The organism is Pseudomonas cyclaminis (assembly GCF_015163715.1).
GTDB lineage: Bacteria > Pseudomonadota > Gammaproteobacteria > Pseudomonadales > Pseudomonadaceae > Aquipseudomonas > Aquipseudomonas cyclaminis.
The window spans coordinates 28,019-52,269 of record NZ_JADDUM010000027.1; the positions used below are offsets into that span (position 1 = coordinate 28,019).

19 protein-coding genes, 1 tRNA gene and 1 pseudogene are annotated in these 24,251 nt (G+C 53.4%); 8 read left to right on the plus strand and 13 right to left on the minus strand.

Translation table 11 applies throughout. The annotated features are described in order from the left end of the window. Positions 1–322: 322 nt before the first annotated feature. The 13 genes from IQK56_RS03695 to IQK56_RS03760 all read right to left on the minus strand — a co-directional run bounded on the left by IQK56_RS03695 (position 323) and on the right by IQK56_RS03760 (position 15,975). Positions 323–544 carry a hypothetical protein gene (locus IQK56_RS03695; RefSeq protein WP_029295764.1) on the minus strand — a complete coding sequence of 74 codons (222 nt, stop codon included), beginning with the start codon at positions 542–544 and terminating at the stop codon, positions 323–325. Positions 545–1,967: 1,423 nt separating this feature from the next. Next, positions 1,968–3,149, minus strand: coding sequence for a hypothetical protein (locus tag IQK56_RS03700; protein ID WP_193901542.1), 1,182 nt, complete (start codon positions 3,147–3,149; stop codon positions 1,968–1,970). After that, the gene (locus IQK56_RS03705; RefSeq protein ID WP_193901544.1) at positions 3,142–3,591 is read right to left on the minus strand and encodes a response regulator; all 450 of its coding nucleotides are present in this window, start codon (positions 3,589–3,591) and stop codon (positions 3,142–3,144) included. The genes IQK56_RS03700 and IQK56_RS03705 overlap by 8 nt, the downstream gene beginning before the upstream one ends. After that, positions 3,566–6,886, minus strand: coding sequence for a hypothetical protein (locus IQK56_RS03710; RefSeq protein WP_193862144.1), 3,321 nt, complete (start codon positions 6,884–6,886; stop codon positions 3,566–3,568). Before IQK56_RS03710 ends, IQK56_RS03705 begins: the two co-directional genes overlap by 26 nt. A gap of 630 nt (positions 6,887–7,516) precedes the next feature. Continuing rightward, a complete protein-coding gene (locus IQK56_RS03715; protein WP_193862143.1) occupies positions 7,517–8,374 on the minus strand; it encodes a hypothetical protein in 858 nt (285 codons plus the stop codon). Positions 8,375–8,465: 91 nt separating this feature from the next. Then, a complete protein-coding gene (locus IQK56_RS03720; RefSeq protein ID WP_193862142.1) occupies positions 8,466–11,354 on the minus strand; it encodes a DUF927 domain-containing protein in 2,889 nt (962 codons plus the stop codon). Next, a complete protein-coding gene (locus IQK56_RS03725) occupies positions 11,351–11,623 on the minus strand; it encodes a DUF3077 domain-containing protein (RefSeq protein ID WP_193862141.1) in 273 nt (90 codons plus the stop codon). The genes IQK56_RS03720 and IQK56_RS03725 overlap by 4 nt, the downstream gene beginning before the upstream one ends. Next, on the minus strand, positions 11,620–11,904 hold the full coding sequence (locus tag IQK56_RS03730; protein WP_017846196.1) for a hypothetical protein: 285 nt from the start codon (positions 11,902–11,904) through the stop codon (positions 11,620–11,622). The genes IQK56_RS03725 and IQK56_RS03730 overlap by 4 nt, the downstream gene beginning before the upstream one ends. Before the next feature lie 529 nt (positions 11,905–12,433). Continuing rightward, positions 12,434–12,739 (minus strand): hypothetical protein, encoded by a 306-nt coding sequence (locus IQK56_RS03740; RefSeq protein WP_193862139.1) that lies wholly within the window; start codon positions 12,737–12,739, stop codon positions 12,434–12,436. Then, the gene (locus tag IQK56_RS03745) at positions 12,736–13,053 is read right to left on the minus strand and encodes a helix-turn-helix transcriptional regulator (protein ID WP_081609191.1); all 318 of its coding nucleotides are present in this window, start codon (positions 13,051–13,053) and stop codon (positions 12,736–12,738) included. The genes IQK56_RS03740 and IQK56_RS03745 overlap by 4 nt, the downstream gene beginning before the upstream one ends. A gap of 555 nt (positions 13,054–13,608) precedes the next feature. Continuing rightward, the gene (locus IQK56_RS03750; protein ID WP_193862138.1) at positions 13,609–14,850 is read right to left on the minus strand and encodes a tyrosine-type recombinase/integrase; all 1,242 of its coding nucleotides are present in this window, start codon (positions 14,848–14,850) and stop codon (positions 13,609–13,611) included. A gap of 166 nt (positions 14,851–15,016) precedes the next feature. Then, positions 15,017–15,093: transfer RNA gene (locus IQK56_RS03755), tRNA-Met, on the minus strand. A gap of 330 nt (positions 15,094–15,423) precedes the next feature. After that, positions 15,424–15,975 (minus strand): RNA polymerase sigma factor, encoded by a 552-nt coding sequence (locus IQK56_RS03760; protein WP_122309073.1) that lies wholly within the window; start codon positions 15,973–15,975, stop codon positions 15,424–15,426. Positions 15,976–16,236: 261 nt separating this feature from the next. On the opposite strand from IQK56_RS03760, the gene sctW reads away from it, so the two are divergent. From sctW to sctR, 8 genes and pseudogenes are all read left to right on the plus strand, one after another. Beyond that, positions 16,237–17,310, plus strand: coding sequence for a type III secretion system gatekeeper subunit SctW (gene sctW, locus IQK56_RS03765; RefSeq protein WP_150760839.1), 1,074 nt, complete (start codon positions 16,237–16,239; stop codon positions 17,308–17,310). Next, positions 17,307–19,401 (plus strand): annotated as a pseudogene (gene sctV, locus IQK56_RS03770) (type III secretion system export apparatus subunit SctV). The gene sctW and the pseudogene sctV overlap by 4 nt, the downstream one beginning before the upstream one ends. A 37-nt stretch (positions 19,402–19,438) precedes the next feature. Beyond that, positions 19,439–20,344, plus strand: coding sequence for an FHA domain-containing protein (locus tag IQK56_RS03775; protein WP_150760862.1), 906 nt, complete (start codon positions 19,439–19,441; stop codon positions 20,342–20,344). Then, complete coding sequence (locus IQK56_RS03780; RefSeq protein ID WP_150676033.1) at positions 20,341–21,699, plus strand: FliI/YscN family ATPase; 1,359 nt, start codon at positions 20,341–20,343, stop codon at positions 21,697–21,699. Before IQK56_RS03775 ends, IQK56_RS03780 begins: the two co-directional genes overlap by 4 nt. Further along, positions 21,686–22,129: a type III secretion system stalk subunit SctO gene (sctO, locus tag IQK56_RS03785; RefSeq protein ID WP_193862136.1), complete on the plus strand. Its 444-nt coding sequence runs from the start codon at positions 21,686–21,688 to the stop codon at positions 22,127–22,129. The genes IQK56_RS03780 and sctO overlap by 14 nt, the downstream gene beginning before the upstream one ends. After that, positions 22,126–22,584, plus strand: coding sequence for a type III secretion system HrpP C-terminal domain-containing protein (locus tag IQK56_RS03790; protein WP_122309083.1), 459 nt, complete (start codon positions 22,126–22,128; stop codon positions 22,582–22,584). The genes sctO and IQK56_RS03790 overlap by 4 nt, the downstream gene beginning before the upstream one ends. Continuing rightward, complete coding sequence (locus IQK56_RS03795) at positions 22,581–23,594, plus strand: FliM/FliN family flagellar motor switch protein (protein ID WP_122309085.1); 1,014 nt, start codon at positions 22,581–22,583, stop codon at positions 23,592–23,594. Before IQK56_RS03790 ends, IQK56_RS03795 begins: the two co-directional genes overlap by 4 nt. Next, a complete protein-coding gene (gene sctR, locus IQK56_RS03800; RefSeq protein WP_150676030.1) occupies positions 23,591–24,244 on the plus strand; it encodes a type III secretion system export apparatus subunit SctR in 654 nt (217 codons plus the stop codon). The genes IQK56_RS03795 and sctR overlap by 4 nt, the downstream gene beginning before the upstream one ends. Positions 24,245–24,251: the final 7 nt, after the last annotated feature.

The following is a 24,251-nucleotide window of genomic DNA, read 5'->3' on the forward strand; positions in this document are numbered from 1 at the left end:
CTTGATCGAGGCTTTCAGAGAGTATGCGCAATGTGAAGGGGCAGATCAGGATGGAATTCCAGAAACAAGAAAGCCCGCACTAGGCGGGCTTCTTGAGGTGATTCACAGACTCTGTAGACATCTATGAATCGGTACTTGGTGGTACGCAGTCATTTGAACTGGTCTTGTAATTCGCTGTATTTAAAGGGTTTTGTATTGTATCTGTCAGTTAGGCATACATGTGGGCATACACGCTGCTTCGTTCTGCCTACGGATGTAGTGGTATTCCGCTAGGTAAAGCACCACCAGGTAGTAGGTGATGTGTAGCCATTCGGCCAGGTAGTCACTTCTTTGTCCGACCTTCTGCCGACAGTGAGGCGAGGGCAAGGGTGATGAATCCTGCATTCCCATCCAGGGTTTCTAGTGCCCCTCGGATGTTCTGTGCCACTTCTGTAGATCCTCTTTGCTCAACCCAGTTTGACAGTTCCTCGATAGCTGCCCCCAACGCCAGTTGGTTTTCATTCATGCGCTTGAGTAATGACGCAAGCAAAGGGGTGTCTTCCATGATGTTCTCCCGCCGTGTTGTCAGGTAATCAATCTACCTCGAGCCAGTGGCATTGCATATCAGATGCCCTCACCACCTGGTGATCGGAAATCATGCTGATCATCTTGATTCAAGAGAGGGCAACAATGTGGTGTAGGGCCAATTTGGAAAGGCAGCATGAGAGCACATATCCTGCCCCCCCTCCAAAACTGGTGTAACCGGTGTTACGAGTGTAACGCCGGTCACCAAACGCCCGGTTTCATTGGCTTTCACGCCCGTTACACAGTTGAGTAACATAGCGTACATCCGATGTAACGCTACCCATGCGTGTAACGCTAAAGTCAGCATCCTGGGTTGTGGGCAGGCGCTTGGCGCTCCGGTCTACCAAGCGAATTTCGCCGGCTCCGCCTTTCGATGAGAGGAAATCACGCTGGGGACCCTGAGAGTTTTCGCTCCACACGGGGCATGAAACCCGCGGGATCGCAGTAGCGGCAGCCACACCAACTTACTGAAATTTCAATGTTGAAATTGAAAGAATTTTGAAAAAAGGAGGCATCGTTGACAATACCGATGCGATGCCCGATTTTGCTGTTTATAGTGAACAGCTGACCCATTCAACTAACTTTGAAAGCCTGCAACTATTTAGAGTCGGCGAGTTGTTCGAGCAAATGCCCAGATCCTCATCGGCATTATCGACTGATAATGCAATCCATTGGCGAACAGTAGTCTACCGGGGTATCTAGCATTAAGTTGGACGCCTTCTGCAGCCAAAATCACGAGAAGTTTCGTTACCTATTAAGCTAATCGGTGGGGCTTGGGGCATGCTCTGACTTGAAACGGAGATACATGAATATCCCCGTGTGGCTGGAGGTGTACCACTTATGGGGCTGGGGGCTTGAAAGCGGGTGATACAAGTATGGCTTTTCTATTTGTCTGGTTGATTTATATTGGTTTTGGTTGCGTTAAACGTCTGTGTGTTGTGATCAAAAGTTGGTGTTACAAGCGATAGAGCTGTTACTTTCAGCGGCGGTTTGAAGCCCGTGACATCTAATCGATGAGGGTAATACCCTCCTATTAGCTGCCCCAAAATACGCGGCCACAACATGGATGCGTCATGGCCCTGAATAAGCATCAGTGTAAATTAGAGAGGTTATTCAACTTGAATACGGATCTACGTGCGGAAAATAGTTTATAGAGCATATGTATCGCCTAGTGCCGCGCTGATGTGGTGGAAATTCAGCACAGGTTGAGTTTTTGATCGCATAGTAAATCCTTGCGGGTGTAGAGCCTAGGGTAGATCAGGCCCATCTTCGCTGAGACGGGTCGCTGTTTTTCAAGGTGCTCGTATTAGTTAATGTTAATATGGTCATATTCCGAGTGACACCTACTGTCCTTGTGTCATGCCTGAGCACAGGGTATGACTTAAAAAAGATACAGTGTCTAATCATATGATTTTTTGTACCAGATAGTACCCTGTAGAGGTTATTAAGGTTAAGTAAATAATGGCTTTTGATTTGGATATCAATTTAATTGCAAGATCGACTATGTCTTCGCCAATATAATTTTTCCGTTTATCAGAGTATTCGGCATCTGCATCAGTTGTAAGAATCGGCGTCCAATAAGTATCGTAGAACGTAGGCTTTTTATTTGAGTCAAAATAAAGTGAGTGGCCTCCTATGTGGTACCTATTCATAAAGTTATTACTACCCTCTCTGGAAAAGCCAACCCGACCGGCGTCCCCCATCCCAGGTAACAACATTCGAGCTATGATCAACACTATATCTGAAGTTCCGCATTCATTAACGGTCGCTTCGGATTTTTCAACTACATGGTCAATGTTATGGTCGTGAGGGAGAGGGCTCCCACAAAAGATTATTTTCTTAATCTGTTGCTCGCCGGTATATGATTCAAGTGCTTTAGATGTAATGTAAGTTCCGTAGCTATGTGCTACGATATAAATGTTTTTCTCTTGATTTTTTTCAAGTATAGCGAGTATTCTTTTGGAGGTTTTTTCTGCTCGTCTATCTCTTAGTTTAGGGATGGCGAAAGAAATTAGATCAAAGAATCCATATTTCATGTCGAAATAATCGAAGTCTCTAGAAAAAGATCGCACTGAGTCTTTTAGATCTTTTTGCCATTGTCCATACGTTCTGATTCCATGGACTGTAATTAATATCTTGTCTGTTTTGTTAGATATTTTTTTTTGTTCAGCTCCTAGCAGAGCTATAACGGCATCAAATATTTTATTAAGCCAGTCAATTGAGCTCATTGAGCCCTCTGTTACTGTTATAAAGCGCTCTCCAAATTCAAGTCGGTAATCTCCGATGTCTTTTATATCTGCTGTAAGACCTATTATAAAGCTTGGTTTTAAGTACTTGTTGCTCGGGTGATACATGTCTCTAAGAAGATTAAAACTGTTAAGTGCCTGTGGGGTCCCACCTAGTTTTTTAGGAAGTACTACATCTAAAATCATTAGGTCAAACTCTGACTTCAGTTCAAGTCTGGCTTGGTCTGCTGATTCGCATAACGTTAGCGAGATACGCCCTTCAAGGCAGCGATTTCTTAACTCATCGACAATCATTTTTGTTCTTTTTTTATTGTCGTCTACAATGATCATTTTAAGCATTTTTTAATTTCTCAATCACAGTAGATAGATCCTGTTTCCACACGGAAGTAGCCGAGTCAAAGTAAATTGTACCTTTGTAGTATTCGCCGTATAAAGTGAGAAGATCATTTATTTGCGCCAAACTCAAATTATCTTTCTCATCACTAAATTGAGAGTAGCCCGTCAGAATCACAAATGGAGATAGTTTTTGCTGCTTGACGAGCCGGCTCACTATTTCCTTTCCTCCAAATACTCTGAATCTACCGCCTCTCTCTGTTTCCGTACGGTCAAATGTTGGCATACTCATATCTAGGACGATCAAATCAAATTTTTCAGCTCCCGCACTGGAAAGGCCCCTGTTGTAAGAGGCCGCCTCGCTAACTGATATTTCGGATATTTGGCTTAAGAACTCCAAAACTTTTTCTCGTTTGAAGTGATTATCTTCCACTAGCAAAATTTTCATGATTAAGCTTCACCTTTGCTGAGAAAATTTTATTGGAGTAAGAGATATCAAAATTAAAACCTGGCGATGAATTAAGTAACAGGTTATGGATTTTATATAGACCAGTTCCGCCCTCTTCTCTGCTTAGATTAGAATTTGGGTCTGCCCATTTTCTTCGTTGTTCGGAAACAAAATTATCTGGCTCTGGGAATTTAGCGTCGTCGGCTTGGTTTAAGATGTTCAGCAGGTCAAATCCGTTATTCTTCGTATGTGTTATTGTGATTGGTTTTGATTCGAAGTTATAACGGAATGAGTTTTCTAGCGCAGTAAACAATGCTACGAAAAGAGCTCTCGCCTCTCTGAAGCTCAATAGTAGGTCTGTTCGCTCTTGTGTAAAGATGATTTGAACTTTTTTATGACGAAAGAATGAGTCAACTGAACCTACAGCAGCTTCTACAACTACTCCCAGTCTTTCGTAGCTGTCGGCATCATCGGCGTTTACAAAGCGAAACCAGCTTAGAACGATTTCGACTGAGTTATAAAAATATGAGCGTGCGTTTCGTATTTCCTGCATTAGCTCTGTCATGGGTACAGTGCTTTTAATAGTCGTTATTCTCTGCTCTAATGTGTTGAGCTCTAAAAGGATGTTTTCCTTAAGTTGATCATTTATGAGTGCCTGGGCTTCCTTGGCGAACTTGTCGGTCAGCGACCACATGAAGTCAATGAGGCCTCTGAAAAATTCATCGAAATTATTCGACTTTTCTACGACTTTGGATAGTTTTACGATGTGTGCGTAATATGGGGAAAAGTCAAATATATAAGCTCCACTTTTCTTGAAGTCGGTCCCTACTCGGAATCTATTGTTTACTTCTTTTAGGATTTTGTCTGTAGCAATAGAAAAGTCTTTAAATGCATCATCCAATTTATCTAGCATTGAATTTTGAACAAATTTGTACTTTCTTCTCCAGAACTCGTTAGGAAGATAGTCGCCGTTTTCTTTTACAGTAATAAGATTGGTTTTATCAAAGCAAGATCTGAGTTGTTCCTCAAAAACCACATGTCTGATTTCTGCGCTTAGGTATTTGTCCAGGCCATAGTTTTCATTTAGTGCGAAGTCTCGAGATATATTAAATAATATCTTCGAAAGCCCGTCAGTTTTTTCACTAGTAGGTGCGACTAACGAAACGCCGCCTTCGGTCTTTTTGTCAAGATCGAGCAGGTCTTTAGAGGTTGCCGTCATTTGAATATTTTCATATTCCTCTAAGGCTACTCCTCCCCTAATTCCCTTTACATGCTCGTAGAGTGTCTGATAAAAGCTTTTCCTATGGGTGGTGAATGCTTGCACATCAACGAATAATTTGCCTGCCTCAATTTTTGCTCTCAATTTGTCAGCAAATAAATCTTCGATAATTCGTATCTTCTCTCGTGCCAGTTCTCCGTTCGGATCCTTTGTGGCGGAAATAAGGATGTTTAATATCGTTACTCTCTCATAAATAACATCGATGTTACCCTCGTAAGTAGCGATATTATCTAGCTGGTTAGGTGTACAGATATTGCTCAGCATATATATGTCTGTGGGGCTTAGTTCCTTGCCATCAAAGATCTCAGAGGGTAAGTGGGTGTTGTGGAGGTCCAACCACTCTTCAAATAGCTCTGTTTTTTGCTCGTCATAAACACTACTTGATTCCTGGCTGTAAATGTCCAAGACGACAATAGAAGAAATGTAAGATTCGCTATCTTTATTATCCAATTCCAGGATTTCACTGCATGCTTTTCCAACAGGCAAAAAAAGAAAGGAGATTTTGTTGTTTAAATATTCTTTAATTATAAAGGTTGTTAGAGTTGACCAATTTTCGTTATTTATATAATCTTTTGATTTTTGTTTTATGTAGTCGGAAAGTATTGGGAAGGACTCCCGTTCAACCGAGTCAATCTGTTGAGGTTTTAAGTTATATCTTATTGCTCTGTGTAGCGGGATTTCATTTACGTCAAGGATGTCTTCTATTTTTAAAGTGAAGTCACGAAACGTCGCTTTGGGTGTGTTGATTTTAAGCATGCCCTTGGTCGCACAACGAGTAAGCTCAATTATTTTTGGCTCGTTGACTTCCTGTAATATTGAAAGCAAATGAAAGCTTAATGACTTGCCCCAGTTTTCATTTCTGAATTTCAGCCGAAGCTTGTTGAGGTATTCTATTTTTTCACGGCTCGATACATCTAATGATACTATATCTGAAAGGGCGCTTGCTGCGCTGTCAAATAAAGAGTTACTAAATTCAGAATTTGAATATTTGCATGCTCGTGCATATAATTCGATTAGTCCGAAAATCTCTGTTTGCTTATTGTTGAGCGCATTTTTGATAGATTGTACAACAGATTCGTAATTTCCTTTAGTATAGCAATCGACTACTGAATTTACGAAAGTGCTGGGGGTGGTACTTTCACCAAGTACACATAGTATTTCTTCATCGTTTATGGTGTTTGCTAGCTTTAACACCATTGGTAGTAATCTAGGGGGTATGCTATTCCCTGCCGCATAAATTTCTAATATGGCACTTTTAAAAAGGACATATTGATCAATTATTGATTCATTTCGATAGTGGTATATATTTGCGAGGTCAGGGTTTCTCTCGTGATCATAACAAATAGGAAGAGTCAAAAGAGATACGCAGTTGGCATGTCCAATAGCTTGATCAGACCCAGAGTTTCGATACTCTGATAATCTTTCCTGAATGCTAAGGGCAAAAAAATCAATGGAGTTGCTTTCGGAAAGAAGTAATAAGTCCCCGAGCTTGTTTTTTACATCGGTATTTGGGAAGTACGCTTCGTATGATTTAATTAGCTCTTTGGTGTCCCCTTTTTTTATTTCTTTTTTTAAGTGGATTCGATTTTCCATTCCCCACCAGCTTAGACATAGCGAATCTAATTCATTTAAACTCTGTTCGGCATGTGTGTAGTCGCTTGAAAGTAGTGAAGTGTTATATGTGTCGCGTAATGCTATAAATGACTTTAATATGTTGGCGGAATGTATCAATAATCCTGTGATCCAATAGATCCCGTTTCTTTTGCTTAAATGTTTGCTTGTGCTGTAAGTGTTGTAATAGTTTTTTTTGTGATATATGGGCACTAATGCCCGAGGCAAAAATTTATTTGATGCTAGCTGGTGTATTAGCTCTGCATTATTTTCGGCGTCGAGTTCTCCCAGCAAACTCAGTATTTTGTCTACTGGGTCGGAGTTATGACCTGCTATGTAGATTTTAGGGTCTATAGACCTTTTCTTATTTTTTTTGAGTCCTTTCTTGGAAGGTTTATTAGCCACTAATTATGCTCCATTTAATAGGCTCGATATTAAGCTTTCGCTTCCATTTTTTCACAATCGGTGAGGAAGAGTAATTGTGAAATATTTGAGCGGAGCAAACCGCTAAAAATGATCCAGAATTCACATTGGCCGGTTTCTGCGATTCTATTTCTGCTCATGGGTATCTGTCGACCTCCTGATGCAATTTTGCTGGGGCCTCCAAGGAACGTGCTGCCCAGCCATCTGGAGAACGGTACCTATCTATCAATTATGCATGGCGACACGGCTGCCAGGCGAATGCGACCGGCAAGGTACTACTATCCATTATCCATGTTTAGCTGGTTGCTGGAGTGTTTGCAGGCGATGGAAGAATCTTTTTGCGTTCACATCCCGTTGATGGTCATTCCTAACGTCACTGGGGAAGGAGCTTACGGCGCTCCGATCATTTTGACTCGATGCCCCAGAAACATCCCCTTTGGTAGGCGGCTTCTGGGGCGTCGAGATGTAGCATTTGAACTATGTGCTATGCAGCGTAGAGGATAGGGTTGTGATGCATTTTGCGATCTTCACCTATGTATATTTTTCCTATTTTAGGAATGCTGGCTTTTGAAAAGAAGGAGGAAATTATTTCGAAATTACGCTGATTTGGTTTCAAGTGGTGAGTAGGTCTTTCAGGGAGATGTCACGAGCGACCGCTGTCAAATCGGAGTGTTCGAGTCTCGAATGGAAAGGGCCAAAGCGAGGCACTTCGAGTCTGGACAAAACATCTCCCATTCCGCCTTTTTGGTAGCTGACGGCCAGAATCCTTGCGCCTACAGCGAGTAGTTGCTCTGTCGCCGCATTCCACTCCTCATCCAATTCAAACCCAACCGCGTTTAATGCTGCTGCCTTGGCTTCATCTCTACATTGGCGGGCATTACTGATTTGGGCCTCAAGGGTATCAAGCTCGACTTGCAAAGCGCTGACTATCAGGTCTTGCCTTCTGACCTGCTCGTCCGTTGTTGCCAGCTGTTTAGCGGCTTTTTGCATGTCACTGCTTGCTGATTTTTCCCCCTCGCTGTCGCCCCTTGCTAGGCATTTTGCGTAGGACGTCGCCGCGTCACGCTCAGCTTGTTGCGCCTTTTCCAGGGCTTGATCGGCATCTGATTGAATTGTCTGAAATCGCTCGTTCAGGTGCGATTTTTTCCGTTCAAGCACTTCGACTTCAGCGGTTGCATCGTTCATCGCTTGAATAGCGTCAGCTTTGATCTGATCAATTTTTTCCAGCCTCTCTAGGTGTTGAAGCCTGTGATCAATTAATGCCAGCTCACCGGGAATCGCATCTATCCGGGCCTTGACGCTTGATAATTTTTCCATAGCTTCGCGGCTTTCACGGCTTCCAATTACGTTGCCATTCGCACTGAATCCGCTGGGTGCATTGCGCCATTCGGCCTCCATTTGTGGCAGGCTTTCTTCCAGTGTTTCCAGTTCTTGAATCAAGGCGGCTTGTTGCTGTTTTAGCTGGTTCATGTTGCGTTCCTAAAGACGAAAGGTTGATTGGTTCTTTTTCGTTGGCGGGCCAGGCCAAGGTGAGCCTGCATTCCTCATGGCGGGGCCGTTGTTAGGCCGCCTGAGCGCTTTGATCACCTTGTTCTGGCACTGCCACAACCACATAGCAGCGCTGCAAGCCCAGTCCCGGTAGTCGCACAGCGGTCGAGGCTTTGCCATCCTTTCCCGGCTCTAAAACGCCTTGTCGCAGGAGCTCTTTGTTAACCGCACTCAGGTTCATGCCTCGGAAGATTTCGGAGCGCCATGCTTCCGGCAGCACGTAGTAGGTGTTGGTGGTGTGCAGGGCATCGCCCATGCCGTGTTCCATAGTCTTGCGAAAGCCCAACCGATCAATTGTGCGTGGGCCGTGCTCATCGATCTTGGCGGCGGCAGATTCCCAGCGGGTAAAGCGGCTTTCTCCAAAGCGCTCGATGACCTGTCTCAGTCGCGCCAAAATCGCATCGCCCTCGAAATTACCGGCGCCGCCGCGTTCGGCCAGCCACGCATGCAAACACACCCGTGCGGCGGTCGTGGCTGTGCCGTCCGGCCAGCCGGTCACGCCGAAAGCGGTGGCCAACTCCCCGGCCGCTGCTGCGAGGCCGAAACGAAGGGCTGCACGCTGGGCCTGACCACTGGCTGAGGCGGGCAGGTTTTGGGTGATGAACTGCTCCACCGTGCGGCGAACGATCACCGACCACCTGAGCATTTCTCCAGGCGCACACAGCGCGTGCAGGAAGGCGGTGAGGGGTGTGCCGTAGTATTTGGCGACACGGGCCTTGAGCGCATCAGAGAGGGCGGCAGCATCCTCAAAACCATTCAGCACATCGAACATGCCGAGGCCCTTGCTAGCATCCGCTGGCACCGCAAGCATGCGAACCTCCATGCCCGCTTTCAGCTCCTTATTGGCGTCTGCCATGTGCTGTGCCAACGTCTTCTCGCCCGTCGAGAGAAACAGCAAGCGCCACTCCTGCACCTGTCGGCCTGCTTGTCCTCGATCATTCGCCCGAGCCTTGCCGGTACCGTTGCCGAGCATGTACACCGTCTCGCCAATAATGCGTGGGTCGCACATGCCGATTTCATCTAGGACCAGTAGGCCGTCTGAGTGTGCGGCGGCGATGGACTCCAGGGCGTTATCTGTAGAGCGCCACGAACGCACCAAACGCGGCCCGCCATAAACCGATGCAGCAACTTGCAGGTGGGTGGTCTTACCTCCGGAACTGTCGCCGTAGAGGTGGAAGCCGCCCGATTCATGCCCAAGCATGTTCAGCAGAGGCCCCGCAAAGGCCACAGAGACGACAAACGCCAAGCGGTGATTACCAACGCACAGCGCACCGATTTGCTGTTGCCATTGCTCAAGAGAGCCCGCCTCGCTGATCGGAGGCAGCTGCGCACCGGCCTCATAAAAATGCAGGTGCTCGGCGTGCGAGCCGATCTGTTGTTCGGGTAAAAGGAAGGCGTTGTCGTGCCAGCCCAAACGCGTCACCAAGCGGGCGCGCAGGGCACTGTCGAAGCCGCCGAGATAGCTTTGTAGGTCATTGCGTGCGTTGCGCCCTGATCGGCTTCCGGCAAGGCGCAGGCCCATGTCCACCAGCGGTCCGAGTACATCTTTGCCGAAGTCGCCGGTCATGGTTCGGGCCGGAATGTTCCAGCGTTTTTTGGCGCCGTCTGGGTCGTCGAATTCGACCAACAAGCCCCAGTTGTGGCCCTTGTCGTCGCGAGTGCGAGCGATGATTTCGAGAGGCGAACACACGGGACGCGCCTCGCCATCATCGCCGGAATAAAACACCCCTTCAGGCGTCAGGCGAAAGCCGCCCGGCAACAGGTCATTTTTCGATTTTGCAGGACGTTTGGCGGGCGCCTTGGTCTTCGGTTGTTGAGGTTGAGTGGGCTCAGCGGCGCTGCCGAAAAACTTGCCGTTGCGCACCAGCTCTGCGACGTGGCCAGCGGTCCAGCCTTTGGCTAACGCGTCCGCTGCATCATCGCCGTTCGCCCATTTTCCACCGTTGACGAGCATCGGCTTGCCACCTTTGCTGCTTGGCTTGAACTTGAACACGTCGAGCGAGATTCCTTGCACTGAAGCGGCGCCCAGCTCAATCAGCTTGAGCTCGATGGCGTCCATGCAGGTCTTGCCGCTGGCATCGTTGTCCGGCCATAGCATCACAGTGCGCCCTTTGAGTGGCGTCAGGTCGGCCTTGTGCCAAGAGTTGGAGCCGTTCGGCCAGCAGGTGGCGACGTAGTCCGGCATCAGCTCAGCAGCGGCATCAGCTGCTTTCTCTCCCTCACACAACACCACGGGCGCATCGGCGCGCTGTGCCAGCTCATCCAGGCGCAGCAAAGGCCGAGGTTCCGGCAACCCTTGCCAGCGCCATTGTGTGGTTTGCCCATCGGAGCGCTTGCACCAGGTCAGCGGCGCAAAGACCTTTCGCGGTTTGCCGTCTGCATCGGGGCCCAAGTCGAAGCGATACAGCGCCATGACCGGCTGGCCCTGGGCATCACGATAGATCCACGCCTTGGACGGAACTCCGTGTTGCCGGTGTTTGGCAGGGCACTTGTTCATGGCCTCGGCCGGGATCGGTTGAATCGCGATCCACTCCGGCGTTGCGCTCCTGGCTGGTGTGCTTTTGGTGGTTGCAGATCCTGCGGAAACGCTGAGCAGATCTGCCAGTTTTTTACAGGCCTCAACGTCCGTGCCGCCGTCGATGTAACGCACCAGGTCGATCAGGTCGCCGCCCTTATCGCCGGTGGCAAAATCCGCCCAGGTGCCTTTGCTCAAATTGACCTTGAGTGAGCCCGCACGTTTGTCCGTGCGCGTCGGGTTCGGTGCGGTGTATTCCTTGCCGCCGTCGACGCGTTTGCCATTTGGGAGCCAGTGAGAAAGCACGCGGTCTATATTCTTCAAGGCTGCGCTTTTTACGTCGGCAAAGCTCGGACGTTTTGAGGTGTTGCCGGTGCGTTGAGTCATGGGGCGGTCCTCGACTCAAGCAACGCCTCGTTCACGTCATCGATCAGCGCTTTGGCCATCTCGCCGAGGTAGAACGCAGGCCAACTAAAACACTCGCCCGCATCGCTGATGGCGGCGTCGAGGATCAGTTGATTGGCGTGGTGCAGAATTTGGGAGACGGCTTCAAGTGCGTCTTCCAGCGGGATACCGGCATTCACCCGAAACAGGTTTTGGCCGTTACCGTTGGCAGGGGAGAACTCGGAGCGTCCACGCGTGCTGGAATGGGTCACAGCGCACCGCCTTTCTGGCCCATCGGCACAGAGGAGGCATCACCGTACATTGTGAGTGTTTTGATCAAACCCAAGGTGCCGCGCACGTCCCAAATAACAGACGACAGCACGCGGTTGGAAAGCAGGGGTTTATCGCCGTCTAAGTGATCCTCCAACAGCATGAGCACTGAGTCAGCACGGTCGAGCGCACAGGTTATGGCGTCGATAGGCAGACCGGCTTCGGCGTCTTGGCTGACGCAGAGTAAGTCCTCGGGTAGTGCAAAGCCTGGGAGCATGCTCATTGGGCACCCCCTGCGGCTTCCAAGGCTCTCGCTTTGGACATATGGGCGTTGTAACGGGAGAGGCGTGTAGCGAGGCTGGAGTTGGCGTGTAAAGCGGCGAGAGCCATTGCTCGATGAGCAGCGGCGCGAATTTTGGACGGATTAAGGGCGTGCATGTGGTGAGCTCCTACTTTCAGACTGGAGCCGCCACCGTCCTTCCTACGGGATTGGGTGGCAGCTGTGCACGGGGTAGGAATACCGGGATAGTAGGCACCCGGCCAGGCCGAAGCCTGCCCGCACACAGCCGCCATAACACGTAACTGCGGACGAAAAAAAACGCCGGCAGTTGTGATCTGGGCGCTGATGCGCCTACTAATTCTCGGGTTCCTACGCCCGGTCGCTGAATTTGCAGCGACGCGGAGAGAGTAGCGTCCGTTTTTTGAAAGTGCAACTGTGCTGAATGCTTGCGGATTTTTTCGATGCAACATAAATTGCTTAGGCATACAGATTTACCTCAACGCCTCCGGTTGCCCCCGGGGGCGTTTTCATTTCAGGCATGGGCTTCCCAGCGCAAGGACAGAAGGGGCAGGAAGTTGGCTTCGAGGCAAGATCGTGCATCTTCGTAAGCGTCGATTTGTTGGCCTTCGTCCGCGATCACGGCACGCGGGGCTTCGCTAGGAATGGAGAGCGCGCACCAAGTGCCGTCTGCCCATCGCATGACGACAATTACTCGATTCAGGCGTTTTTGTTGCGTTCTGTGACGCTCAAATCGTTGCATCCAGTGCGATGAGAAACCCACTTTTCTGAGTACAGAAAAGGGCTGCAAGATTGCCTTGTTAGGGATGCGGTTCGTCATGCCGCCACCCTGTCTCGAGCTGCGATTCGTGCACGCGTCCAATCTAAAACTTCAGCCAGTACCCATGCGACGGGAGCGCTACGGGCGCTACTACCGCTTAGTTTTACTGGAAGTGGGAAGCCGCTATCCGCTTGCTGCATAAGTTTGTAAATCGTTGGACGTGCTAACCCGACTATGCCCATTACTTCCGGCATACGGATCAGAATCGCTGAAGGATCTGCAGCAGGATGACTGGTTCGCTTGGCGCTCAGATCGCTCGTTTCGTAAGAGCGGATTTCGGTGGGATTTGCGTACTTTCGGGTATGGTCTTTCATGGATAACCCCTGGTTATGGATACAGGGGTATCTATCTATACATTTATCTAGACGAAGAAAACCACTTTTCCCCTAGACCGATCAATGTGTAGTCAATATGGGGGCAACGCAGGGTGAACGCGGCGGTTTAGTAATTGCGCAGCTAGCACTGGTCGATCAGGTGGCAGGCGTCAGCGACCTGTCCACGGCAGAGATCATAGAGCGGTTGCGCTGAGAGAGATTTGAGCAGGCCGCTGCTTGGCGCCGAATGCAATACGTTTTGGCGATCAGTCATTGCCAAGTGCCTCAGGCGCTGTTTAACAGAAAGTCCCACGCCCTGCGCTTGAAGGGCGGAGCCAGCGAAGGTCGCTTGGTAGGCTCGGGCGAAAAACGCCTGCCCGCAGCACCTGAGCGCTGACTTTTGCGTTACACGTTGGGGTAGCGTTACATCGGATGTACGCTATGTCGCTCAACTGTGTAACGGGCGTGAAAGCCAATGAATCCGGGCACTTGACGAGTGGCGTTACACGAGTAACACGCGTTACACCGGATTCAGAGGGGGCAGGGTAAGTGCCCTCACACTGCTTTCCCAAATTGACCTTGCACTACATTCCCGGGCTCTAGGGAATCGAGATGATCGGCGTACCACTGCATCATCTGTGTGCGTTGCTCAAGGTACTGAGCCTTGTTGTAAATCCCTCGAACACCTTGTGCCTTATGACTGAGTTGGGCCTCGATATGGTCAGCTGGATATCCGTGCTCGTTAAGGATCGTGCTGGCGATATGGCGGAAGCCATGGCCGGTCTGGCGGCCCTCGTAACCAAGGCGTCTGAGTGCCATTAGGAATACGGTATCGCTACGAGGTTTAGTGCGATCGCTTCTACCGGGAAATAGGAGTGGGTAAGCGCCGGTGAATTGCCGAAGTTCCAATAGTGCTTCGATTGCTTGAGTGCAAAGTGGTACCAGGTGCTCACGACCTTTCTTACGACCCTTGCGCTCGACTGGTACGGTCCATAGCTTCTTGTCGAAATCGAACTCTACCCATTGTGCCTCTCGGAGTTCGCTGGGGCGTACAGCCATCAGGGTCAACAGCCTCAGGCCGAGCTGAACATCTTTGGCGTGGGGGTAGGAACGTATCGCTCGAAGTAACCCCGGAAGCTCATCGGGGGAAACGTGGGCGTAGTTCTCTGCCTTTCCCGAGGACAGAAATTTATGCACTCCCTCCAACGGGTTGTTGACGGCTCTGCCTGTTACGCGAGCCAGGTCATAGATATCTTTGCAGTAAGCCCTCACACGGCTCATCTGTTCGAGAATCCCCTGACGTTCAAGCCCTCTCAATAGCTCCATCCACTCCATCGACATGATAGAGGTGTAGGGACGTTTACCGAGTGAGGGGAATACATGGCGTTCGAGTGCGCCGAGTATTCTTTTGGCCGTACCGGCATCCCAGCCGCTCAGGCGAGACGTGTGCCATTCCCTTGCCAATACCTCAAAGGTGTCATTGGCCGCATCGATCTCGGCAGCTTGGCGAGCTTTCTTGGAGGTGATCGGATTCTTACCTTCCGACGCATCTGCGCGTAGATCAGCCGCTTTCTGCCGAGCGAAAGCGCCGCCCACTTCCGGGTAGCCGCCGAGACCAAGCCACGACCATTTGCCGTCCGGCTTCTTGTAGCGTAATTCCCAGGACTTTTGGCCGTTTGGCTTGACCCTGAAATACAGCCCTGGGCTGTCTAGTTCGCGGTATGCCCCGGCCTCAGGCTCCAGGCTGGAAAGTGTAGTGTCAGCGAGAGGGCGCCGCTTGATATCGGTGCGTTTCATCCTTGTATGCCTTCAGTTCAATTATTTATGAAGCATACACGTGGGCATACACGGAGGGGAAGGATAGGGGTAGATAGAGGTGGACAGTCAGAAACAAGAAAGCCCGCACGAGGCGGGCTTCTTGAGGTGATTCATAGACTGCTGTAGACGTCTATGGATCGGTACTTGGTGGCTACGCAGGGACTTGAACCCCGGACCCCAGCATTATGAATGCTATGCTCTAACCAACTGAGCTACGTAGCCAAGTGGCGCGCATTATTCGCGTAGAACGCAAATGCGTCAAGCATTTTTGTGAAGAATTTTTTCTACGCTTTCAATTGTTTAACGAAACTGACGGTGTTGCGTGACTGCCAGGCTCTGCTTTCGCGATGTCCGCACAGTGGTGGAGGCCAGGCAGCATTGGGGGATCGCCCGGATGGTAGGCGGTTTTGGCGGATATTCACGCCTTAAAGTGAGCGCATATGCTGTGCCCGTTCCTGCCGCTCTACGGGCGCTTGGCAATCCTGATGCCGCGCAGGAAACAGGTTGAGTCCGGTTGGGCAGATATCCCTGCCGCCCAACGTTTAGCCAGTTTTACGGTTGAAACGGGTTTTGGGTGGCGCGCTTGAGCTGTTCGCGCGCGCGCGACAAACGTGAACGGACTGTGCCGATAGGAATGTCCAATACGTCGGCGGTGTCCTGGTAGCTGCCGTCGGTTTCCAACGATGCGTACAGCGTCTTGCGCATTTCCGTTGGCAGATGGTTGATGGCGCTCAGGGTGTTTTCCAGGCGGCGGTTGACCTCAAATTCCCAATCCAGGTTGTTGTTTTCTGCCTGGCCATGCCACAACGACTCATCAAATTCGCAATGCACGGGTTTGGCATACATGCGCCTGAAATGATTGCGGATGAGGTTCTGTGCGATGCCGCACATCCAGGTGCTGAGCGAGGCGTTACCGCAGAAGCGCTCGCGGTTGCGCCATGCTTCCAGGTAAGTCAGTTGCAGAAGGTCATCCGCATCTTCCGGGTTGAGTACGCGTTTGTGAATGAAGCGTCGGAGTTTTTTCTGCTGTTCGTCTGTCAGGTGATGCATGAATTGAGGCGAGCTGCCGACGAGGTGAGCTAAAGCTTCAATGGGAAGATTCATGGTTTTTTCCTCAGGGTGAACGGGTCGAAATGCTTTCGACGCAAAGCCCTGTAGCACTGGCTGTGCCAAGCGGAGGAATAATGTAACCAGCTGAAATATATGAATAAAAATATTTGATCTGATGCTGGTTGTGCAGTTTTTTGCAAAAAACCAGGGGTGCTTTGTGCCGGTTTTTTCAAAGTTTCAGGGTGTGAATAAAAGTGGAACCGTCTCGGGGTTTGTTGCCACACAAGCACACACTCTTCTTATCTCGGCACGCCCATGAACGTCGAAATCACCCCTGAAGTGCAAAAGAGCCAGTATCCGGATCAGCTGGCTCCCAGCAGTGGTATCGCTCCCCAGAAGCTGTCGGCGACGACGGGCATCGATGAGCTGGCGAACGTGTTCAGCCAGGAAGCAATGCGTAACAACCAACCGTTGGGCGAGCGTAAGTTTGAGATGCGCGTGCCGCCCATTGAGCAGTTCAAGCGCCTCTATAGCCTGCTTAGCCTCCCCGCTGAAGCAAGCCTTTCCGCTGTCGCGCGTCGGATCAGGATGCAGCTGCTGCAACGGCCCAGCGTTGACACACTGGTGAAGCAGACTGGCCGCGATCCTGCTTGCACGTACGTGGTGCTCAAGCATGTCCTGGCTCAGGCGGAAGGCGAGTCCCGCGAGACCGAAGCCGAGCTGGCCCGAGACGCGCTGGCCAAGTTGGAGGTTCGCTACAAGGGGGAGATCCAGGCCGGGCTCAATATCGCCATGACGCTGCATGCGGCCAGTGGTGATCCGCAGGAGTGTCAGGCGGTGCGGGCGCTCTACTACGCGAGTGTGGTGCAGCGCCAGTCCCTGGCTCGCATGATGCAGGCCTTGCTGGGCGTGTACGGTGGCGAACGTTTCGCAGCAGGGCTCATGGTGATGCGCAAGGCCTTGGCGGACGATATTGCGGCACACACACCGTCGGTACCCACGGCGCAGTTGCGTACGTTGTTGCTGGGCCTGCAAAGCTGCGGGCAGTTGAGTGCCGTGCTCGGGGCATGCCAGATGCTGATTCACCGCCTGAGTATCGAGCAGGACTCGGTCAGCCTGCTGCACCGCCTGCTGGGTTATGCCGGCAGCGGCATCGCCCCTGCGCAAGTCCAGAGCCTGGTGGAGGAGTTGGCAGGTGGCAAGCCAACGGAACCTCTAGTGTTGCTCAATGCGTTGTATCCGCTGTTCCAACAATTACCTATCGCGTTGTGGAGTGACCAGCGTGAGCGTAACGAGGCCCTGCACAACTTTTTGCTGGTGATGGATGAGTTCGCGCGTATCGAACGGGGCTCCGCCTACGTGGCAGGCTTTTCGAGGGGCCAGGCGTGACCGCACTGAAGGTCATCAATAACGTGCTGCTCAAGGTGGCACAGCGCGCGGAGGTGCTGGGCGCCGTGGTGGTCATGGGCATCGTGTTTATTTTTATCGTGCCTTTACCCACCTGGCTGGTGGATATCCTCATTGCACTGAATATTTGTATCTCGTGTCTGTTGATCGTGCTGGCGCTTTATTTGCCGGGGCCGCTGGCGTTCTCGTCGTTCCCGTCGATTTTGCTGATGACCACCATGTTTCGTCTGGCGTTGTCGATCGCTACCACCCGCTTGATCCTGCTGGAACAGGACGCCGGTGAGATCGTCGAGGCCTTCGGCAACTTTGTGGTCGGTGGCAATCTGGCGGTGGGTATGGTGATCTTTCTGATCCTTACACTGGTCAACTTTCTGGTCATCACCAAAGGCTCGGAACGGGTCGCCGAAGTCGCGGCGCGGTTCAGCCTGGATGCGATGCCCGGCAAGCAAATGTCTATCGACAGCGACCTGCGCGCCGGGCTGATTGACGGCGGGCAAGCGCGGGACAAGCGCGAGCAGTTGTCCCGTGAAAGCCAGTTGTTCGGGGCCATGGACGGGGCCATGAAGTTCGTCAAGGGCGACGCCATCGCCGGCTTGATCATTGTGGTGGTCAACCTGCTGGGCGGCTTCTCCACGGGGATGTTCCAGCACGGCTTGAGCGCTGCCGAGTCGATCTCGCTGTATTCCGTACTGACCATCGGTGATGGCCTGATTGCGCAGATTCCTGCGCTGCTGATCTCGCTGACGGCGGGCATGATCATTACTCGCGTCGCACCCGACGGCCGCAAGGGCGTCAGCAATATGGGCGCCGAAATTGCCCGGCAAATGACCAGCGAGCCCAAGAGCTGGATGATTGCTTCGGTCGGAATGCTTGCGTTCGCGATAGTGCCGGGCATGCCCACACTGGTGTTTATCTTTATCTCGATGATGACCGGGGCTCTGGGTTATTACCTTGCGCGCAAGCGGCAGCAACAAGCGCAGCCCGAAGCCCAGGCGACCGAAGCGGTACGCCCTGAAGAGAACGGCAGTGAAGACCTGCGTGGCTTTGACCCGTCGCGGCCTTACTTGTTGAAGTTTCCCCCTGCACTGCGAGGGACGCCGCAAGTGACGGACTTGATTCACGGCATCCGCCAGGCACGCAATGCGCTTGTCGCTAACATCGGGCTCACGTTGCCGCCATTCGAGGTCGAGCTGGATGATTCGCTGGCCGACGATGAAATGCGGTTTTGCGTGCATGAAGTGCCGATGATCAAAGCCTCTGTCGTCAGCCGCGTGGCGGTAGAGCGCAAGGCGCTGACTGTTGAGCTGGAAGACGCCCTGCAAGGGCTGGCCGAGCGTGATGAGCAGGAATGGGTCTGGGTGAGGCCTGATGATCCGGTGCTGGATGATCCGCAGTTGGAGCGCTTCAGTGCAACGACCCTGATTATTGAACGCATGAAGCAAGCGATGATGCTCAGCGGACCGCAGTTCCTGGGGATTCAGGAGAGCAAGTCGATCCTCAGCTGGCTGGAGCACAACCAGCCGGAATTAGTGCAAGAGTTGCAACGCATCATGCCGCTCTCGCGGTTTTCGGCGGTATTACAGCGCCTGGCGGGTGAAGGCGTGCCGCTGCGCGCAGTGCGGCTGATCGTCGAATCGCTGATCGAATATGGCCAGCATGAACGCGAGCCGGAGGCGTTGGCCGGCTACGCCCGTATTGCCCTCAAGTCCCAGATTTTTCACCAGTACTGTGAAGCTGATGGCCTGCACGTGTGGTTGTTGTCACCGCAGAGTGAAACCACCTTGCGCGATGCGCTGCGCCAGACTCAGACCGGGGTTTTTTTTTGCGCTTGACGATGAGAGCAGTGCAGCGCTGGTCAGCCTGCTGAACCAGGCCTTTACCTTACGTCCAAAAACCAAAAGCGTGATGTTGGTAGCGCAGGACTTGCGCAGCCCTCTGCGTACCCTGCTGCTGGAGGAGTTCAACCATGTTCCGGTGCTGTCCTTTGCTGAACTGGGAAGCACCTCCAAGGTGAAAGTACTGGGACGTTTTGACTTTGGCCAGGACGAACTGATGCGGGGGGCCGTGGCGTGAGTGCCCATCCATGGTCAGTCTCAGGAAAGGCTCGATGATGTTTGAGTTACGTGTGCTTGACGGTTTACACCAAGGCGCTGCGTTGCCGTTGTTTGGCGACGAATGGAGTATTGGTGCCCATGCAGATGCAGATTTGGTACTGAATGATTCGGGGATCGCCGAGCAGCATGCGCGGTTACGGTTTATCGACTCAAACTGGTCGGTACAAGCCGAAGCGGGTCTGTTGCGCGGCGCCGACGGACAGGTACTGGCACAGATTGCGAGGCTGGAAGTCAGCGTACCGTTTCTGGTGGGCACGGTTCGACTGTGTGTCGCCCAGGCTGATCAACCCTGGCCCCAGGCGTCAGCTCCAGCGGCGGTGCCGACACCACCGCGGCCGAACGCCGACCCTGCGCGAACACTCACGTTGTCGTCTATCTCGCACTCACAGCAAAAGCGCCTGCTCAGCCTGGTGTTGGTGGTGACGATCATCATCATGGCGGTGGGCATGGCCTCTACCGGGGAGCGCGAGGCCCAGGCGTCGCTGATGCCTCCTGAGGTCAAGAAAAACGAGCTGGGTTCGCCGTTCGAAGTGCGACAGCAGTTGCTGAAGATGCTCAACGAGCGCGAGCTGGATCATCGCGTCAGCTTGCAGGTGATCAATGGCCAGGTTGCCCTCAATGGGGATGTTTCCCAAGAGGAGGTGGACTTGGTGGCGCGCATGCTCAGCCGCTTTGGCGAGCAGTTTGACAGTGCCGTTCCGGTGATCAGCCGTGTCCGGGTACGCGACAGCGCACTGCCGTTCAGGATTGTGCAGATCGTTGGCGGGCCGAACGGTCATGTGGTGCTTGAAGACGGCGGTCGGTTGTTTGTGGGGGACGAATTGGATGGCTTGCGTTTGGTCTTGATCGATAACAGCAAAGTGATTTTCGATGGCGCACGCCGCTATGAGGTGCGCTGGTGAGTGCGGACCTGCAAGCGCGCCTCGATGCATGGCAGCAGCGCCAGACACAATCGTTGGCGAGGTTTGCGCCGGTGACGATGCGCGGTCGTATCCAGCGCGTAAACGGCATGCTGCTGCAATGCCGGTTGCCTCAGGCGCGTATCGGTGACCTGTGCCAGGTAGAAAAAAAGCCAGGCGACTACATGCTGGCCGAGATCATCGGTTTTGATCAGCAGGATGCAGTGCTCAGTGCCCTGGGCAACCTGGAAGGTGTGCGCGTGGGCGCCGGCGTGGAGCGCCTCGGTGTGCCGCATTGCGTGCAGGTCAGTGACGCGCTGCTGGGCCAGGTGCTGGATGGTTTTGGACGGCCGATTACGGGGGATGGCCCCAGTGCATTTGCCGAGGCTGATGCGCCTGATGCAAGCCCGGTGTTGTGTGAAGCGCCGTTGCCCACCGACCGGCCGAGGATCAACCGTGCGCTGGCCACGGGTGTGCGCTCGATCGATGGCCTGCTGACGCTCGGCGAAGGCCAGCGTGTGGGGTTGTTCGCGGGGGCCGGTTGCGGCAAGACCACCCTGTTGGCCGAGATCGCCCGTAACGTCGAATGCGATGTGATTGTATTCGGCCTGATCGGTGAGCGGGGCCGGGAGCTGCGTGAGTTTCTCGACCACGAACTGGATGAACAGCTGCGTTCCAAAGCGGTACTGGTGTGCGCCACATCCGATCGCTCCAGCATGGAGCGCGCCCGTGCGGCCTTTACGGCAACGGCACTGGCGGAAGGTTTTCGACGCAAGGGGAAGCGGGTGCTGCTGCTGATCGACTCCCTGACGCGTTTCGCCCGGGCCCAGCGCGAAATCGGCCTGGCCGCCGGCGAACCCCTGGGGCGCGGTGGTTTACCTCCGTCGGTGTACAGCCTGTTGCCACGGCTGGTCGAGCGCGCCGGTCTGACCCGTCAGGGCGTGATCACCGCTATCTACACGGTGCTGATCGAACAGGACTCCATGAACGACCCAGTGGCCGATGAGGTTCGCTCGCTGCTCGATGGCCATATCGTGCTGTCGCGCAAGTTGGCCGAGCGCGGGCACTACCCGGCGGTCGACGTCCTGGCGAGCCTGTCGCGGATTCTGAGCAACGTCGCCGAGCCTGACGACATCCGTGCCGGGACGGCGTTGCGGCGGCTGTTGTCGGCGTACCAGCAGATCGAGTTGATGCTCAAGCTGGGCGAGTACCAGCCCGGCAGCGATGCCCTGACCGACCTGGCCGTGGACAGTCGTCAGGCCGTGGACGGTTTCCTGCGCCAAGACTTGCGTGAGCCCGTGCCACTCGCAACCACGCTGGACCAGCTCAAGGAACTGACTGCCTATGTCCCTTTCTGAATCAACCTATTCGAATGTGCTGCTGGGTGAAGTCGAGACCTTGCGACGCCTGCGTCGGCATCGGGCGGACCGGGCCGAGCGCGCACTGCGTGAGGCGAAGCGGGCCCAGAAAGCCTTGCTGGCACATATCCAGCAGGCCCAGGACGCCCTTGAGCAAACCCGGCAGGAGGAGGCCCGGCAAAGCGCCCAACTGCTCAGCCAGCATCAAGGCCAGGTATTGACCCTGCAGGCGCTCAAATCCTGGGGCGCCCAGGAGCGCTCATTGTCTGCCACCACTCGGCGCGACCAGGGCCAACTGGAAACCCTTCGAGGGCAGCGGGCAGAAAAGGAAGCCAGCGTTGACAGTACCCAGAAACACGTCACCGAGTGCCTGCGTCAGGTGGAAAAACTACAAGAGTTATCTCGTTTACTGACTCAGGAGTCGACATGACCCAGGTTTCAACCAAACCCACGGAACGCCCACGACAGCGCGAGCCCCGAGAGGGGCACGAGCCAGGTGCTGGCGTCGTGGTGCCGTGGGAGCAAGGGCGGTTGTTTGCCCAGTTGTTCAGCGATAACGATGAAGGTACCGGGGGGCGTGGTGGCTTGTCAGGCATGAAAGAGTCGATGACGACCTCCATGATTGAGGCGCTTGCGGAGCAACTGGCGCCTCGTGTGCTGGGCAGCGCGCAGTGGCCGCTTCAGGCGGTGTTGTATTTGCCGCGACTGGGACGGATCAATGCCAGCGTACGCCGTGAGCAGAACGCCTGGAGCATTGACCTGGAAGCGGAAGATGAGGCGACAGCGCGTTGGCTCAAGGGCACCCGACAACAGTGCGAGGGTCGATTTGCAGCCGCGCTGGGGCAGCCGGTCAGCCTGTTTATACCCAACGCCGGGTCGGCATGATGATGCCGCAGTTGATATTGCCCTTGGTCAAGGGCGATACGGTTGCCGCGCGCCGTCGATTGGGGCACGGCTTGCGTCTGCCGTTCCACGTGGCGGGGCAAGGCGGTGAGTTGCGTCTCGAGCCAGGGCGCGCGCCTGCCGGGGTCAAAGCCGTGTGCCTGGAAACCGTATGCGGGGTGCTGGCGCTCGCTGAGGCCGGGCCGTTGTTGAGCTTGCTGGGTGAGTGCCCGGTGACGCTGGCCGAGGCTGGCAACGATGCAGACTCCTGGTTCTGGGCGCTGTTCCAACATCATCTCAGCCCGCAGGTGCTGGCCCTGCTGGGCTATGTGCGCTTGCTGGAGACAGAGCGCCCCAGCGGGTTTGGTTGCCGACTCAGCGTGACCCTGGGGGCGTCGCGTGTCACCGGTTACATGTGGTTGTCGGCTGAAAGTTTCCTGGCCTTGTGTGATGCCGGGCCTTGGCGCGCCATGGCCGCGCCGATGCATGGGGCATTTCAACTGGCAATTGCCGTGATCCTGGGACGCTTGCGGTTACCCATTGCGCAGGCACGCAGCCTGCGGTCTGGCGACGTACTGATCTTTGAGCAGTGCTTGTTTCAAGCCCACGGCAATGGCCATTTACAGGTTGGCAAACAGCGGCTGCATGGCTGCATTGATGACGACACCGGGCAGTTGTGTCTGACCCTTACTTCTATCGAGGACACGTCTGTGGACGAGGAATTTTCAGTATCCCCCTTCTCAGGGCATGAGGAGGATGAACCCATAGTGGATGTGTTCGGCAACGAGCCGTTCGATGAGCTGAGCATCGGGCTGAACGTACGTTGTGGAACATTGAACCTCACCCTCGGTGAGTTGCGTAACCTCGCCCCCGGCGCGGTGCTGGGGATTGCCGGATACGCCCCAGGAATGGCCGGCCTTTACTATGGGGATCGCCCTATTGGCCAGGGCCAGTTGGTGGAAGTCGACGGGCGCCTGGGCTTGCAGTTGTCTCGCGTGATGGTCGGTCGATGATACTGCAGGGGACAGATCCCCTCATTCTGGCGATGTTCCTTGGGGCATTGTCGTTGATGCCCATGCTGTTAATTATCTGCACATCGTTCTTGAAGATTGTCATTGTGCTGATGATTACCCGTAACGCCATCGGTGTGCAGCAGGTACCGCCAAGCATGGCCATCAACGGCATCGCGTTGGCGGCCACGCTGTTTATCATGGCCCCGGTGGGGTATGAGATCGCCGAGAGCGTCAAGGCTTCGCCCCTGGACATGACTAACGTACAGACGTTTCTGCAGACCGGGAATGAGGCAATCAAACCGTTGCGTGCATTCATGCTGCGCAACGTCGACCCGGACGTACTGACCCATTTGCTGGAAAACACCGCGCGCCTGTGGCCTGCGCAGATGGCGCAAGAGGTGCAGCGCGAGGACCTGATCCTGCTGATACCGGCCTTCGTGCTGTCGCAACTGCAGGCGGGGTTCGAGATCGGCTTTCTCATCTATATCCCCTTCATTGTGATCGACCTGATCGTCTCTAACCTGCTGCTGGCGCTGGGCATGCAGATGGTCTCGCCCATGACCATCTCCCTGCCGCTCAAGTTGCTTTTGTTCGTGCTGGTGTCTGGCTGGTCGCGGTTGCTCGACAGCCTGTTCCTTTCCTATCTCTGAGGGGCTT